Genomic DNA, 14,544 nt, shown 5'->3' with positions numbered 1-14,544 from the left:
GCTTCGGACTTTAACTCAGGGCTAATGCAATGGAAACCCCAATGAAGGTACCGATAACGTAACCGAGAATTCCCACCAGGATACTCGGGGTAATCAATTTTTTCTGTCCAAGCGAAGCGGCCATAGGCGCTGCCACCGACGGTCCCATGACGTTAGCGGCCGATGATATCATTACTTCGTAGATATCCAGTTTGAAAATCTTAGCCAGCGCGATTAAAAAAATGAGGTGGAAGAAAAGAATGACAAGGTAGAAGCCAAGTATCGCCGGACCGATGTGCAAAATATCAGCCATGTTGGTGGCCGCTCCAATGGCTGCCAAAAAGATGTACATCATCCATAGTCCAACCGAAAAAGCAGTGTCCTCAAGCGGTTTGAGACGCTTAGGGAAGAGATTGGCCACCAGCACCGAAACGAGCGTAATGATGAGAATGCTCAAATCCATTTGCGTGTGAAAAACCGACTGCAACCAGTCGCCCAGCCAGGCCCCCGATGCCGCAATGGCTACCGCAATTACCAGGGTAAGACCGATGCGTTCCATGGTAATGGGCTGCGATTTTTCGTGTTCCTGTACTACGGCTTCTACCTTGTTTTCGGCTTTTGGCTTGGCAAAAAAGCGTGCCAGGAACTTAATTCCCGGAAGCATAAAAAGCAACAGTATAAAAAGGCTGGCTGCAAAATTGTCGACTGCAATGGTAGCCGAAAACAGCGGATGAGTAGTGATTTGCAAAGCTTCTCCGGTAGCAACGAAGTTCATGCTTCCACCAATCAGTGTCGAGGCAATTACTCCGGCCATACGTCCTGAGTCCGGGCCGAGGGGAATCATTGAAAAGGCCAAAAAGCTACCCAACACCACACCAATGGCCCCAATAATGTACGCAATCAACAGCTTTCCACCTTCACGGATAGTGCGCATGATGTTCGATCCCATCAGCATCATAGGGATGGATATCGGCACGAAATAGGTAAAAACCAAATCGTAAACAGGTACGTGTATTTTGGTACTCGATGCCGGGGGCACCACGCCGGTCATCGATAAAAGAGACATCAGCAAAACGGTAACCAGAATTCCGGATACCTTCCCAAACCACTTTTTATGCTCCGACCACATCCCTAAGGCTGCGGCCCCGGTAATAATAGAAAACAAAACCAGATGATCTCCGGGGGCTATTAATGACATAATGGATCAGTTTTAATTACGAAAAAGCAAATATACTTTTTATAGAATTATTCTAAAGAATTTCCTCCTGTAAACCCATCAAGGGAGCTTTCAGTTTATTTTATTATAAAATTTTAATGAAGCAATAAGAGAAAAACATCTCCAAATTCAATGCACACTTGGGGTTTGTTATGTTCTTTCTGAAAAAACAATTAGCTTTATCGGTAACGCAAACGGGTATGCGTCTTTTTTTTAGAAAGTCCCGGATAAAAACCGAAGTAAACCAATAATACCCATTCAATGAAAAAGTTAACACTACTGCTATGCCTGATTTGCGCCGCACAGGCACAGGCTCAAACGGTCATTAACAATATTCCCGGCCGTAACACACTTACCCTTAACGGGGAATGGCATTACATTATTGACCCTTACGAAGTCGGTTATTATGATTACCGCTACAAACCCTACGATGCCAATCCGCATCCAACAGGAGGTTTCTTCCTCGACCAGCATCAGACGGGCAAAACACAGCTCATTGAGTACAATTTTGACAAAAGTCCGACGTTGATGGTCCCCGGCGACTGGAACTCGCAGGATGGGAAGTTGCTCTACTACGAAGGCACCATCTGGTATCGTCGTCTGTTCAGCTACACCAAAAGCAATCCGAATAACCGTGTATTTATCCATTTTGGAGCCATCAATTATGAAAGCGATGTTTACCTGAACGGGAAGAAGCTGGGCAAACACATTGGCGGCTTCACTCCGTTCAATTACGAAATCACCGACTTACTAAAAGAAAACTGGAAGAATTCGCTGGTGGTTAAGGTCGACGACAAACGCCACAAAGAAGGTGTCCCCACACTAAACACGGATTGGTGGAACTACGGTGGCATCACCCGCGATGTGGGCGTGGTGGAAGTACCACAAACCTTCATTGCCGATTACAATGTTCAGCTCAAGAAAGGTTCTCAAAAAGAAGTTGCAGGCTACGTGCAATTAAACGGCCCGAATGCAGCCAGTCAAACCATCAGTATTAACATTCCCGAACTGAAAGTGAAGAAGACTTTCAGCACTGATGCAAATGGGAAAGCGGATATCGATTTTCCGTTGAAAAAACTGGAATTATGGTCTCCGGGAAATCCAAAACTTTACACAGTCAACATTTCTGATACCAGCGATAATATTTCCGAGCCTATCGGTTTCCGAACCATCGAAACCAGGGGAACTGATATCTTACTCAATGGAAAATCAATGTTCCTGCGAGGTATTTCCATCCACGAAGAAATGCCGATGAGAGGCGGAAGAGCTTATTCCGAATCGGATGCACAAACGTTGCTGAACTGGGCGAAAGAACTCGGATGTAACTATGTCCGTCTGGCGCATTATCCACATGCCGAAAATATGATCCGGCTGGCCGACAAAATGGGTATCCTGGTTTGGGAAGAAAATCCGGTTTACTGGACCATCGACTGGAACAATCCCGATACGTATAAAAATGCCGAACATCAGCTAACCGATCTGATTACACGCGACAAAAACCGGGCTTCCGTTATCATCTGGTCGATGGCCAACGAAACGCCGGTCAGCGATGTCCGGACCCACTTTCTGCATAAACTGGCGATGCACGCCCGCGACATGGACAGCACAAGATTAATTTCCGCCGCTTTGGAAGTTCACAGGGACAGTAATCCCAATGACCGGATTGTGGAAGATCCCTTCGCACAGTATGTCGACATAGTAAACTTCAACGAGTATGCAGGCTGGTATGACGGTTTGCCGGAAAAATGCGACAGCATCAACTGGATCATCAAATACAACAAGCCGGTAATGATTAGTGAATTTGGCGGCGGTGCGCTGCAGGGCTTGCATGGCGATTCGCTCACCCGCTGGACGGAAGAATACCAGGAGAGCATATACAAACACACGCTTCCCATGCTGATGAAAATACCTCAATTCCGGGGTGTTACACCTTGGATTTTGTGTGATTTCCGTTCGCCAAGGCGTGTCCTTCCTGTTATTCAGGATGGATGGAACCGGAAAGGGCTCATCGGCCAAAATGGCACGAAGAAGAAAGCCTTCTTCGTCCTTCGCGATTTCTACAAAAAGATGGAAGAGAAATATAAATAACTGATTTTCCCTTAATAAAATAAAAACAGGCTGCCTTACGGGAATAACCAGAGCAGCCTGTTTTGTTATGGCATCAAAATATGTCTAATGAATCATATCGTCAAACATTTTCCTCACCCTTGAACTGTTCCAATCTGCAGCACCTTTCTTTCTCAATATCAATTTATCATCCGGCGATATAATATACGAAGCTGGAATACTACGCGACTGAAAAATTTCCGGAACACGACTGTGAACAATATAAACCGGGAAAGTATAGCCATTTTTTTTGATAAACTGCTTAACCGTAGCCGGCGCTTCCCGGCTGGCAATAATAAAGGCAACCTTACTACCATAATCATCATATAATTTTTGGATAGTTGGCAATTCGGCAACACACGGAGGACACCAGGTTGCCCATTGGTTGAGAAACACCGGCTTGCCTTTGAATTCGGCAAAGCTGTGGTTACCACCGTTCAAATCGAGGAGTTCAAACTGGTAATCTTCATTGGTCAGCTGAATGCTGTTATCGTCCTTTCCCGGCGCCATTAACGTGGTACGAATTAGCAACGAAGCCACTGGCTTCCGCGTAGGCGGAAATGCCAGGCCTATTAAAATCACCAGGATAACGATATCGAATATTTTGCCCAGGAGCGATTGCTTCTTAAACTGCTCCCACTGTCTTTTCAGATACTTCTTCATATGGGTAAAATAACGAAAAATCCGTATCCGGGAAAGTGACTTCCTTCACAAAAGACTCAGCGATACCCGGCCTTAATTTTTGCCATGCCCTGAAATCCTTATCTTTGAACCTGAACCAAATCAACCGGCCTCCCTGGAAAGTATCGGACAATTCATTATCACCAATACGCTCGCGGTGATGTACCGTGCCCGGGATGATCAGGAATGCCCGATGTATTTCATCACGGAATTTATACAGCTTTCATCCTTATTGGTGCCACTTTGACGCTGACGGTTATCATTATCCTGATTGACGGAGCTTTTGCCATGATGGCTATCCCCACCATGGTTTCCGCGATCCTGCTTTCGCCGAAAGTGGTGAAAGTAGCCAAAAGCTACTTTGCCCGGTTAAAGGAAGAAAGAGCCTGAGCTTTATTCACTCAGCCAGTGTTTCAGCGTATTGATGGCTTTTTGCCGCAAATCATCCGGCAAGTCGTTAATACGGGTCCTGTGACTGCCTTCGGGTTTTATGATCTTTACTACGCTCTTGTTGTTACCCGGCTCAACTGCTGATGCGGTCCATGGGTCCCAGCCACCATAAATCAGCAAAATGTGTTTCGCATTGGAGCGAAGATACTTATCCACCTTTTCACTCATTGCTGGTGAATACGGGAATTGAGCCTCTTTCGGTAACCAGATACGAGTGAGATATCCTTTGGTACTTTTGATGGTCATCTGATCAGCAAATGGCGTCATATCGTAAGCATAATAACCCAACTGACGTGCAGCCTGCACAAAGAAAGGCAGGAATCCTTTGCTTCCCTCGATACTAAAATATTCCGGTGAACTAATCTGTACAAAGTGGTCAAAAATTTCCTGAGAAGGTGCATCCGGATCCGGTATTTCATCGATATCATGCCCCCATTGCCAGAATGAGAAAGAATATTCCAATACACAGTAGTCATATACCGCTTCCAGCGGAATCCGGAACGTATATTTTTTCTCGTCACACAATGTCTGAAACATGGGGAATAGCTGGTCTCTGCGCCCCAATACTTCATGCTGGAAAGCAGTCACCTTATTACGCCCTTCTTTGGTGCCCGTAATGTGTTCAATAAAGGCTGCATGGCGTCGCTCTTCCGGCGAGAAGTTCAATGGTGCCACATAGGGAACCGAAATATCAACGTCTTTTGGATAGCGTGCCCGGTGATACAGGCAGGTTTCACCTCCCTTGCTGATTCCTGTGCTAACCCATTTACCATGATAGATTTTCCTGAACATCTGAACCAGATGGTGATAATCTGCGGTAGAATTTTCCACCGTCAGGTATTTCCATTTGGTATCAATCGAATCGGGAACCGACTTACCGAAAAACCGATGTTCCACAAAAATCTGGTTGGCATCGAGCAACAGGCTCAATTCGTTCAAATACTTCGGTGTGGCAGCATATTCGCCACTGTATCCCTCGGTAATAAAAACCACCGGCTTATCATAGCCGAGATGGGAAACTATCACCTGCTGCGCAAAACTGCCGCTGTCGGGATGCTGATAATCGAGCGGTTCCCTGACCATCACCACAAAAGCCTGTTTGAAGAACTCGTTGTTTTCCATCTTCTTTACCGAAATAACATCGGGAAGCGCCTTTATGCGTTGTTCAAGCGTTTGTGCCTGAGCCTGTACCGACTGAAAAACCAGCAGTAAACTAAGGAGTAAAAGTGAATGTAAACGAATCATATCAAACAAATTGGGAGGTTAGAAACCTGTTATCGAATTAAAAATCCTTCTCTCAACGGATCATCCGGGTCGATTAAAAAACGATGCTGGCCGGTAAAAAATGCCTCTCCTGCTACTTTCGGAACAACTGCCGAATAAGGTCCAAACGACGTAACATTCGCTATTTCGACATTCATGGTAGTATCAATCAGACTTTCGATGACCAGCTTTTCACCCGGCTGCAGTCCATCTTTCAGGGCATGCAGGGCCGCTCTGGCGCTTACACCCGAACCGGTTGCCGAACGATCGGCTTCGCCATTGGCAAAAACGCAGACATTCCTGCTATGATGGTTTTCATCTTTTGGCTTCCCTGTAAAGATCGTTCCGTACAGAAAACTGAGATCGGCTTCAAACGGGTGTACAATATCAAAATTACAGGCCACCGCTTTTTTAATCTTTCTGCCCAGGTCGATTATCCGGGTAATATTACGTGGTAACAGCTCAAGCCCAATTTCATCGGCATCGACAAAAGCATAAAATGTTCCGCCGTAAGCCACATCAAACCGGATCGTCCCAAATTCAGGAACATCAACCAGTTGATCCTGTAATAAGACAAACGAAGGAACGTTATGGAATGACGATTTCACTACCTTACGCCCTTTCATTTCAGCGAAAGCGTTAATACGCCCGGGCGGTGCATCGATGCGAATCAATCCGTCTTCAAGGTACTGAATTAAACCAGTTTCGAGGGCGAATTTCACTAACGCGATAATAGCGTGTCCGCACATCGTGGAATACCCTTCGTTGTGCATAAAAAACACGCCGAAATGTCCGTCGGGTGTAACCGGGGGCGTTAGCACAGCTCCGTACATATCGGCATGGCCACGGGGTTCCCACATCAGGGCTTTCCGAATATCATCTAAATTCTTTTGGAAATAACGGCGTTTTTCAAGGATGGTTTGACCAGGAATTTCAGGAATCCCGTCGACAATGATGCGTAAAGGTTCCCCTCCGGTATGCATATCAATGGTATTGACCTGCAACCAGTTTTCAGGCGGCTGCCACCGCAAGTTACTCAGCCCTTCATTCATCCGGTAAACGATAAATAGTCAGTATCACATGCAAGTGGTCGAAAGATACAATGCAAACGTGAAGTTTGCAATCTTTTATATAATCAACGGGCTCATTTGTCGCCGACTTATCCTAATCTTCGTTATTTCCTGGATAGTGTAGGAGCCGGCATGCACACGGCGCTTGACTTTTTCTTCGGTGAATTTAAATAACCGGAATAACCTTAAAGAGCAATGACGCCCTCAATTTCAGCCGCTTTTTCGTATACCTCAATGATGGAATCTACATCAGTCATGATCTCCTTGCTGCTAATAGCTATGTATCGAATATCGCGACTGGTTCGGAAAGACAACTCTTCCGGCTTTGGGAAAAGCTGTTTGACCTTTTCAATTTTCGCCGAATCGTTGGGAACGATAAACTTAAAGAAATACAATAAAGGCCACTCTTCCTGTTCCAGCAAAGTAGTTCTCAGCTTTCTGAATTGTTCATCCATGATATCCTCCTGTTTCGGTACAAAATTAACTGCAAAGTCGGTATTGGCAAGCGCCCAAAGATTTCTTATTCCAAACCTTTTTCACGGCACGATGAACAAACTCCTTTCAAATAGTAATGGTATTCATCAACTAAAAATCCCTGCATGGGAATATCAGGCAACTGGTTATGAGTTAAGGGAAAATCAAATAAACCATCGCAAACACGACATTTAAAATGCCCGTGGATGGCCGTATCGGCATCATACCGGATCTCATTATCCTCGATATTCAACGCCACCGCGACACGTTTGCCCGTAAACAATTTCAAGGTGTTGTAAACAGTGGTTTTTGACAATCCCGGGATTTCGCGCAACAGTTCGGAATAGATCGTATCCACGGTCGGATGGTTATGCTTCTCGATGAGATATTGCATAATCTTCACGCGCTTTGGTAACGGACTGATTCCGTTTTGCCACAGGAAAGATTTTATTTTTGTGTCATCAATCATAAATTCTGGAATAATTACAAATTTAAATATTTTTATTTACATCTCCCTGCCCCTATCTTTCTATCCAACAGAAAGAAAAACAAATATCAACTTATTTTCAACAAAATATGCGGCTTTTTACATATAAATTATCTCTATTGCTCCATCAATATTATTCATATAAATCTCCTTTCAAGTTCAAAATTTATGCATATTTTTGTAACTATTACAATTTTGAAAAACAATTTATACACATAAAAAAGAACATTATGAGTTTAGTAGGAAAAAAAGCACCAGTATTTAGTGCAAAGGCTGTTGTAAACGGCAATGACATTGTGGAAAATTTCTCCATCGAGCAGTTCATTGGTAAAAAAGACGTAGTATTTTTCTTCTACCCGCTCGATTTTACCTTCGTTTGCCCGACTGAGCTTCACGCTTTCCAGGCTAAAATCGATGAGTTCAAAAAACGCGACGTTGAAGTAGTTGCCTGCTCTGTCGACTCGGAATTCTCTCACTGGGCCTGGTTGAACACCGAAAAGAACAATGGTGGGATTAAAGGTGTAAAGTATCCTATCGTTTCCGACTTGTCAAAAACCATTTCTGAAGCATATGGTGTACTGGCCGGGGAATACGACTTGGACGATGAAGGAAATTCCGTATTCAAAGGTGAGCCGGTAGCTTATCGTGGCCTGTTCCTGATTGACAAAGAAGGAGTTGTTCGTCACGAAACAATTAACGATAAGCCACTTGGCCGTAACGTAAACGAAACGCTGCGTATGGTCGATGCATTGCACCATTTCGAGCAGTACGGCGAAGTATGTCCGGCTAACTGGACCGAAGGTCAGGATGCGATGAAAGAATCAGCCGACAGCGTTGCTTCTTACTTGTCAAATCACTAAAAAGACCGGGGCAAAACCATACACGACGTTATTGCAACTTTTGAGCTTTATCAACCAAATCAACATCAATCTGCAGTACAACAATCGTTGTTTAATACAAACGTCAGAAACTCCATATTTTCGATGAAAGAGGATGTCCGAAAACGGATACCCTCTTTTTTCGTCAAAATGCCCATCGCTGAGGCATTTTTTGTTCTATGTCTTTTGTGATTATCTTCTTATTTCTTTTCCGGTGTTAACCTTAGCATCAGCACGCCGTGGGCGGGTATGCCGGCGGTGAGGTTTTTGCCGGTGTTGCCAATATCTTTGTGTTGCCACAGGTCGCGCAGGTCATATTTCGTGTTGTGAAATGTAACGTGGTGGTCTTGGTGACTGATCCCCATCTTACCCCAATCGTAATTGACTTTCCATGGTTCATCGGCCCGGTTGAAGAAGCAAACGGCCAGCTCATCGTTTTCGAGAAATTTTACCCAAATTTCCTGGTCGCCATAATCCATAAACCGGAACCCCTGCTCGCCCAGCGCATCCTGGTCAACCTGAATCACTTCTTCGTTGGTCAGTATTTTTTGTGTTTCGTCGTCCATGGTGCGGAGGTCGTTACCGGCCATCAGCGGGGCAGCCATCATACACCACATGCTGAAGTGTGTTTTGTATTCGGTGCCGGTCATGCCACCGTTGCCTACTTCCAGCATGTCGGGGTCGTTCCAGTGGCCCGGTCCGGCATAAGGCCACAGGTCTGCATTCAAGTCGATGATGTCGAGTACGCCTTTACCGCCCCAGTTGATGGCACCCTTGAAGGAGTCGAAAATGTCGCCGGTGGTACGCCACAGGTTCCCAATGCCTTTGCCCCATTCCCAGGGTTTGTTGGAACCCCATTCGCACATGCTGAATACGATGGGACGTCCGCTGGCTTTTAATGCGTCGCTCATGGTTTGGTACGCAGCTTTTGCATTCTGACCTTCATTGTAACACCAGTCATACTTTAGGTAATCGACACCCCAGGCTGCATACTGACGGGCATCCTGAAACTGGTAGCCACGGCTTCCGGGACGTTTTTGACAGGTCATCGAACCGGCACAGGAATAAATTCCAAATTTTAATCCTTTGGAGTGAATGTAATCGGCCAGCGCTTTCATCCCGGAAGGGAAACGTTCGGGATCGGGAATGATATTACCGGCACTGTCGCGGCTTACCTGCCAGCAGTCGTCAATCACAATGTATTGATAACCGGCATCGGCCATGCCACTGTTGAGCATGGCATCAGCCATTTCTTCGATCAGTTTCTCGCTGACGTTGCAGCCAAACTTGTTCCAGCTATTCCAGCCCATCGGAGGTGTAGGAGCCAGTGTTTCCGCTCTTTGTGCAAACAGTTGAGTGCTGAATAGTACGAGTAAAAAGAGTGTTGTTAGTTTTTTCATCACTTATGTGTGTTAGATTGATATTATGTTATATACTTTCGACTGAAAGTAAGCGTTCCGGATTTTTTCAGTGGTCGGTTTTTGTGTGATTTGATTTGACTTTCCGAAAATAATGATAATGTCGTTAAATCGGTTGAGTTGGAGTGTAAATTGTAGGATTGACACTAAGGTTTTTTGACTTTCGATAGGGTGACAATGGCGGCCCTCCTGCACTTGTTCACTAAAAATAACCGTATCTTCGGGGTGTCCTTTTGTATCCGTGGGAAATATGAACCTGAGAATTACGTGCTTTCTTTTTGCCTGTCTTTTTCTGCATTATGGTGGTCGCGCCAAAGCGGATGAACGTCAGTTTGAGATGCGTCCGTTGACTAATTCGAACGGATTGTCGAACTGCTCGGTGAATGCCATTTTTCAGGATTCGGACCATGTGCTGTGGATTGGTACCTGGGACGGACTGAACCGGTATGACGGCCATGCGATCCAGATTTTCAGGCCCGAGCCGGATAATCCCAATAGCCTGAGCAACCAGGTCATCCTGAAAATTGAGGAAGGCAAAGACGGTTATCTTTGGGTGCTGACCATGCACGGTATTAACCGGCTAAATCCTTATACCAAACAGATTAAACGTTATTTCTTTGGCCGTGAAGATAAGGCTCCCTTAACGGAGTCGGAGTTTCATCTGGCCGTTGATCGGCAGCGTAACATCTTTTTTGAGGCAAAGGATTGGGGGCTGGGCTATTATGCCAATGATTCTGTTCGACGATTCCCATCTGCTGGTTTGCCTTCTCTGGCTGTAAAGAAAATCAGCTTCTCCACATTGAACACTCTCCTGATTCGATATGGTAACGGAGATTTAGCAGAAGTTGTTCTGCAGCGGGATATCGATGGCACAATAGCCATTAAGGGACACAAAAAAATTGGACAAAATATCCGCGATTTTCTAAATGAATCGGATGATAAACTTCTTCTGCTGAAGAATGACGGCCGCCTGGCTTTTTATCAGTATAGTACCGGAAAGACAGAGATGACCCGGTTTACGGGTATCCAAAAACTCATCGGAAAAACCAGCCAAGGCGTGTTGATTGCAAGGGAAAAAGAGCGTTTTATTTTGGCCCCCAACGGACAAATTGAGCGGAATTCGTGGTTGGGGCACATTAATAGCCGGAAATTATCAACTGTTTTCGAAGGCAACGAAGGAGTGGTTTGGGTTGGAACCGATGGCGATGGAATTTACAAACTATTTCCGAGGCACAAGTTGTTCCATTCGGTTACCCAGCTACAGATTGAAGCTCTTCGTGGTGGTAATGTCCGGGCGTTTTGCCTGGCGCCTGACAGCGCTTTATGGGTAGGGACGAAAGGACAGGGTTTGTTTCGCTTTCCGGCACACTTCTATCTGAATGGTCCTGAGGAAAATATTCCGGTAAATAATTATTATTCGGACAATACGGCACTCAATAATTCTGTTTTCTCGCTGTTTTGCGGTAAGGATAGCCTGATGTTCATCGGGACAGATGGAGAAGGGCTCTCGGTTTACGATTTCCGGTATCATAAAGTGGTTAACTGGGAAAGTATCGAGGGAACGGAGGATTATGTGCCATTCCGTTCGGTGTATGCGATTTACCAGGATGCACAGGGTTTCATCTGGTTGGGAACAAACGGATACGGCATGTTCCGGTTACGGATGGAACGGGATGGACGGAAGTTGAAAATGGTTGACTTTAAACAATATGAAGCGAACGAGAACCTGGCCGGAAAGTTAAGCAGTAACATCATCTTTTCCATCATTCAGGAAAATGATGATGAATTGTGGATTGGAACCCGGTTGGGGGGATTGGACCTGTTTGACAAGCGGTCGGAAACGTTCCGCGTTTTTCGGAAAGGACCGGCTGATTCACTGAGTTTGAGCAACGATGATATTCTTTGCCTGTACAAGGATACTTTGAAACGTTTGTGGATTGGTACCAGCCTTGGATTGAATTACATGGAGACCAACAAACTTTACAACCATCCTGCTTTTCACAGTTTTACCACGAATGACGGTTTACCCAACAACACCATTCATGGTATGGTTTGCGATCATGCCGGAAACTTGTGGGTGAGCACTAACCTCGGTCTTTCCCAGTTCAACGTCGAGAACCACCGTTTCCGTAATTTCACAGAAGAAGACGGATTGCAAAACAACGAATTTGCCGATGGCGCATTCTTTCGGGACGACCATACCGGATATATTTTTATGGGCGGCAACAGCGGCTTCAACTATTTCCGCTCATCCGAAATTGGCGAATACACTTATATTCCCAATATCGCGATTAGTGATATTAAAGGACAGAATGACGATCAGCCTTACTATCCTTCATTCGTTGTAACGCCTGAGCTGCGAAATCCTCCTCACGTTAAGCTAAAACACGATCAGAACTTTTTTGATATAACATTAGCGGCGCTAAGTTTTATCAACAGCGAGAAATGTCAGTACGCTTATTACCTGGAGAATTTCGATAAGCAGTGGAATAATATTCAAACCCGGCGGGTGATTTCGTTTACGAACGTGCCTCCCGGGAAATATACGCTGTGGCTGAAGTGGTCGAACAGCGACGGTATCTGGAGTCCTCCGGTTCATGCTATCGATTTTCAGATTAAACCGATCTTTTGGGAGTCGGCCTGGGCCGTCGGTATCTACGTGTTGCTGACTGTCTTTTTTCTGCTGTTTGTGCAGAACTACTGGAAAAAGCGACAACTGCTGCAGCAGAATATCGAATTGCGTCAACGCGAAGAGGCCCTGCACCAGAACAAGCTGACCTTCTTCACGAATATCGCTCACGAGTTGCAAACACCGTTGACCCTGATTGTCGGGCCATCTCAAAAACTGGCCGATGATCCCGGTATCGATCCGGAAGGCCAGAAATTTGTCCGTATGATCCAGCGCAACACCAACCGTTTGTTATTCCTTATTCAGCAGTTGCTGGAGTTTCGCAAAGCGGAAAGCGGTCACCTCGAGATGCAGGCCCAGTATTTCAACCTGGTGAACCTGGTAGAGCAAGTTGCCGAACTATTTGATGATTGGGCTATTCAAAACCAGATTGATTACAAGATTGATTCCCCGTCGGAAATTCCCGGTTGGTTCGATCAGGATAAAATTGAGAAAATCATTTTCAACCTGTTGTCGAATGCCTTCAAGTATACGCCCCGGGGCGGAAGCATTAAGCTGAAGATGCAGGTTGAAGAGGCAAAATCGCAGGTTCGCATGGAAGTGATGAATTCCGGAAAAGGAATACCGAAGGAGAAAATTCCCCGCCTGTTTGAGCGCTTTTTCATTACCGATGAAGGCGGCAGTTCCGATCCGGATAAATTCCGGACGGGCATCGGACTGGCCTACACCCGCAGCCTGGTAACGGCTCTTGGCGGTACCATTGATGTGGAAAGCGTAGAAAACCAACTGACCACCTTTTCTGTGGTTTTGCCCTGTTGCCAGGAAAATACTGAAGCTGGTGATGCACAGGAACTAGTGGATGACGTAATTCTTTCGCGACAATTACAGCACATTCTGATTGAGCCCAAATTATTGGCTGAGGAAAATGGACAGGAAAAGATCAGGACATTGGACGCGCTGGAGAACAAACTGAAGACGATTTTGATTGTTGAGGATGAACCGGATATTCATCAGTTACTGGATGGCATGCTGAAGGATAAATACCGATTATTGACCGCTTTTAATGGTGTAGAGGCATTAAAAGTAATGGAAACGGAAATGCCTGACCTTATTATTAGTGACGTAATGATGCCGGAAATGAATGGAACAGAGCTTTGTAAACATTTGAAAACCGACTTGAAAACGTGTCATATCCCGATTATTCTTTTGACTGCAAAAAGCTCGGTGGCCCATCGAATCGAAGGTCTGGAGAGTGGTGCCAATTCGTACATCCCCAAACCATTTCATCCCCAACATCTGGAAGTGCGCATCGAAAAGCTGTTGGAAGAGCGGGAAAGGATTGCGCGCTATTTTCAGCAAGATAATGGTATGGAGAACCTGGCTCAATTATCCATAGCAGAGGAAGACCAGCAGTTTATCGACAAGGTTATGGAACTGATTCGCCAACACATCAGCGATGAAGAACTTCAGGCAGCTTTCCTCGAAAAGGAGATGGGGATGAGCAGTTCACAGTTTTACCGGAAGTTGAAACAGGTTTCAGGCATGTCACCCGGCGATATGATCAGGTCCATGCGGTTGAAGCATGCCGCTCATTTGTTAAAAACCACTTCCATGACCGTAACCGAAGTATTTTATCAATCGGGTTTCAACAACCGATCGTATTTTTACCGCGAATTCCAGAAAATGTATCAGCTACCGCCCAAACAATTTCAGTTGAATTTTAAGAAATAAACTCCGACTTTTACATTTTAATGCATTTTATTCTTCACTATTTCAATGTAATGTGTCGTTTGTGTACATTTTTGAAGATATAGTGTACAGCTTTCACGCCCATCTCTCTCCAACTTTGAGGTACCAATAATCCAACACCTCAATCAACCTTAGTCAACTTAA

General features: G+C 45.3%; 11 protein-coding genes. 4 read left to right on the top strand and 7 right to left on the bottom strand.

Annotation, left to right across the window (positions count from 1 at the left end; translation table 11 throughout):
• Positions 1-10 precede the first annotated feature (10 nt).
• Positions 11-1,177 (bottom strand): DUF819 domain-containing protein, encoded by a 1,167-nt coding sequence (locus GJU82_RS10465; RefSeq protein WP_153632095.1) that lies wholly within the window; start codon positions 1,175-1,177, stop codon positions 11-13.
• Positions 1,178-1,456: 279 nt separating this feature from the next.
• On the opposite strand from GJU82_RS10465, the gene GJU82_RS10460 reads away from it, so the two are divergent.
• Positions 1,457-3,283, top strand: coding sequence for a glycoside hydrolase family 2 protein (locus GJU82_RS10460; protein ID WP_153632094.1), 1,827 nt, complete (start codon positions 1,457-1,459; stop codon positions 3,281-3,283).
• 84 nt (positions 3,284-3,367) lie between these two features.
• Here GJU82_RS10460 and GJU82_RS10455 read toward each other — a convergent pair whose 3' ends face one another.
• On the bottom strand, positions 3,368-3,964 hold the full coding sequence (locus tag GJU82_RS10455) for a TlpA disulfide reductase family protein (protein WP_153632093.1): 597 nt from the start codon (positions 3,962-3,964) through the stop codon (positions 3,368-3,370).
• 204 nt (positions 3,965-4,168) lie between these two features.
• Between GJU82_RS10455 and GJU82_RS10450 the strand changes: the two genes are divergently transcribed.
• Positions 4,169-4,372 carry an alanine:cation symporter family protein gene (locus GJU82_RS10450; protein ID WP_153632092.1) on the top strand — a complete coding sequence of 68 codons (204 nt, stop codon included), beginning with the start codon at positions 4,169-4,171 and terminating at the stop codon, positions 4,370-4,372.
• A gap of 3 nt (positions 4,373-4,375) precedes the next feature.
• Here GJU82_RS10450 and GJU82_RS10445 read toward each other — a convergent pair whose 3' ends face one another.
• From GJU82_RS10445 to GJU82_RS10430, 4 genes are all read right to left on the bottom strand, one after another.
• Positions 4,376-5,677 carry a S28 family serine protease gene (locus GJU82_RS10445; protein WP_153632091.1) on the bottom strand — a complete coding sequence of 434 codons (1,302 nt, stop codon included), beginning with the start codon at positions 5,675-5,677 and terminating at the stop codon, positions 4,376-4,378.
• Between the two features lie 29 nt (positions 5,678-5,706).
• Positions 5,707-6,747, bottom strand: a complete 1,041-nt coding sequence (locus GJU82_RS10440; RefSeq protein WP_153632090.1) for a proline racemase family protein — start codon at positions 6,745-6,747, stop codon at positions 5,707-5,709.
• A 203-nt stretch (positions 6,748-6,950) separates the two neighbouring features.
• Positions 6,951-7,220 carry a hypothetical protein gene (locus GJU82_RS10435; protein ID WP_153632089.1) on the bottom strand — a complete coding sequence of 90 codons (270 nt, stop codon included), beginning with the start codon at positions 7,218-7,220 and terminating at the stop codon, positions 6,951-6,953.
• A gap of 65 nt (positions 7,221-7,285) precedes the next feature.
• Positions 7,286-7,708, bottom strand: coding sequence for a Fur family transcriptional regulator (locus tag GJU82_RS10430; protein ID WP_153632088.1), 423 nt, complete (start codon positions 7,706-7,708; stop codon positions 7,286-7,288).
• Positions 7,709-7,953: 245 nt separating this feature from the next.
• On the opposite strand from GJU82_RS10430, the gene GJU82_RS10425 reads away from it, so the two are divergent.
• Entirely contained in the window at positions 7,954-8,586 is a 633-nt protein-coding gene (locus GJU82_RS10425) for a peroxiredoxin (protein WP_153633381.1), read from the top strand.
• Positions 8,587-8,804: 218 nt separating this feature from the next.
• On the opposite strand, the gene GJU82_RS10420 is transcribed toward GJU82_RS10425, so the two are convergent.
• Positions 8,805-10,004 (bottom strand): glycoside hydrolase family 27 protein, encoded by a 1,200-nt coding sequence (locus GJU82_RS10420; RefSeq protein ID WP_153632087.1) that lies wholly within the window; start codon positions 10,002-10,004, stop codon positions 8,805-8,807.
• Between the two features lie 268 nt (positions 10,005-10,272).
• Here GJU82_RS10420 and GJU82_RS10415 point away from each other — a divergent pair, with 268 nt between their 5' ends.
• On the top strand, positions 10,273-14,382 hold the full coding sequence (locus GJU82_RS10415; RefSeq protein WP_153632086.1) for a hybrid sensor histidine kinase/response regulator transcription factor: 4,110 nt from the start codon (positions 10,273-10,275) through the stop codon (positions 14,380-14,382).
• Positions 14,383-14,544: the final 162 nt, after the last annotated feature.

Origin of the sequence: Prolixibacter sp. SD074 (genome assembly GCF_009617895.1) — a bacterium.
Classification (GTDB): domain Bacteria; phylum Bacteroidota; class Bacteroidia; order Bacteroidales; family Prolixibacteraceae; genus Prolixibacter.
The sequence above is the reverse complement of the archived record's forward strand: the minus strand, read 5'-3'. Positions and strand labels throughout refer to the sequence as shown.

Bases quoted from the DNA above. Each gene is read 5' to 3' on its own strand.
- GJU82_RS10420 (WP_153632087.1), bottom strand. From the start codon at position 10,004: ATGAAAAAACTAACAACACTCTTTTTACTCGTACTATTCAGCACTCAA.
- GJU82_RS10450 (WP_153632092.1), top strand. From the start codon at position 4,169: ATGCCCGATGTATTTCATCACGGAATTTATACAGCTTTCATCCTTATT.
- GJU82_RS10415 (WP_153632086.1), top strand. From the start codon at position 10,273: ATGAACCTGAGAATTACGTGCTTTCTTTTTGCCTGTCTTTTTCTGCAT.
- GJU82_RS10440 (WP_153632090.1), bottom strand. From the start codon at position 6,747: ATGAATGAAGGGCTGAGTAACTTGCGGTGGCAGCCGCCTGAAAACTGG.
- GJU82_RS10460 (WP_153632094.1), top strand. From the start codon at position 1,457: ATGAAAAAGTTAACACTACTGCTATGCCTGATTTGCGCCGCACAGGCA.
- GJU82_RS10465 (WP_153632095.1), bottom strand. From the start codon at position 1,177: ATGTCATTAATAGCCCCCGGAGATCATCTGGTTTTGTTTTCTATTATT.
- GJU82_RS10435 (WP_153632089.1), bottom strand. From the start codon at position 7,220: ATGGATGAACAATTCAGAAAGCTGAGAACTACTTTGCTGGAACAGGAA.
- GJU82_RS10455 (WP_153632093.1), bottom strand. From the start codon at position 3,964: ATGAAGAAGTATCTGAAAAGACAGTGGGAGCAGTTTAAGAAGCAATCG.
- GJU82_RS10445 (WP_153632091.1), bottom strand. From the start codon at position 5,677: ATGATTCGTTTACATTCACTTTTACTCCTTAGTTTACTGCTGGTTTTT.
- GJU82_RS10430 (WP_153632088.1), bottom strand. From the start codon at position 7,708: ATGATTGATGACACAAAAATAAAATCTTTCCTGTGGCAAAACGGAATC.